1 protein-coding gene is annotated in these 1,372 nt (G+C 28.9%); it reads left to right on the forward strand.

Translation table 11 applies throughout. The features are described 5' to 3' along the window. Positions 1-238: 238 nt before the first annotated feature. The coding region (locus CXF67_RS09795) for a DNA/RNA helicase domain-containing protein (RefSeq protein ID WP_145990452.1) at positions 239-1,372 on the forward strand (1,134 nt) is incomplete at its 3' end.

The raw sequence follows: 1,372 nt of genomic DNA on the forward strand, positions 1-1,372 counted from the left end.
TCTTAAGTCTCTGCGTGTATAATAACCTTATTCCTCTCTTTTGTTCTTTCTTATTTATATGCCTTAATTTAGGGTTTTTATTAAAATGCTAACTTAAGACGTGTATAATTAATTGCTTTGGCAAATACGAACCTGAGAAAATTCCTTCGGAATTTTCTCAGGTTCGTATTTGTTTACTAAATTGGATGCCTAACCACGCAACTAACCATACACAAAAACGTTGTGTGTAATTTGAAAAATGGCAGTAAAAATAAACATAAAAGGAAATAAAGAAACAAATGAATTTAAGGATGCAATAGCTTTGAAGGAAATATTTGAATCTGAATTTCGGAATGCTCAAATTGATGGCGAAATTCTAATTCTTTGCAACGCTACCCTATTTGGACAATCAACTAAAGATATTGATTTAATTGCTATTGGAAAATTTGAAAAGTATAGACAAAAAATAAAAGCAAAATCAAAGTCACCAGATGGTGAACTTGAACAAAAAATGAGAACTATTTTTATTAATGATTTTTGCTTTGTATTCGAAACAAAAAGACACAGAGCAACGGATATACGTCTTGATGGATTAACCCTTTCTGTAAAATATAATAATAAACGTTCAGATGTAACTACTCAAAGTGAAAACCAAAAATATTCTTTAACAAATTTTTTTAAAGATAGAATTAACTTTTCTCCATACGTCTGTAATTTTATTTGGTTAAGAAATGTGAATTGGGATTCAATCAAAAATTTATTGGGTGACAATACAAAAATCCACGATAAACATAATTATTTACCCAGTACTTTTGGAATGAGATTTCTAATGCAATTAGCGTGTATTCAGTCAATTCCTTGGACTTCAAAAGATAGGAATACTGGCAATTTAAAAGGATATTCAACTTTCAATTGTTTAAGAAGAAATCAAGAAATTGATTTTGATGAAATTGATAGAATTTTCGATTTGTTCAAAAGAGTAAAAGATGGTGCTGGAGAATTAACAAGAAAAAAAATAGCACGAATTACAAGTAAAATCTTAAATGAACAGCAGTATGCCAAAGCAATAGGAGATAAATTAATCATAATATCTGGAAGAGCGGGAACAGGGAAAACAATTAAACTTCTATCAATTGCTTGTGATTTAGCAACTCAACAAGGTGCAAGAAGTTTAATTTTAACTTATAATCACGCATTAGTGAGCGATATTAAAAGAATTTTAGCGTTAGCAGAAGTTCCAGATGGCATTGATGACTATACTGTCAATATTTCTACTCTACACAAATTTTTCTATGAGTTAGTTGTCGGTTTTGAAATTGGTGATAGTGTAAAAGAAAGTAAGAAGAATAAAAAGTATATTTTAAATTTTATTAATAATTATGAGAATCATCTA

This window comes from Psychroflexus sp. MES1-P1E, from assembly GCF_002836055.1.
In the GTDB taxonomy this organism is placed as follows: domain Bacteria; phylum Bacteroidota; class Bacteroidia; order Flavobacteriales; family Flavobacteriaceae; genus Psychroflexus.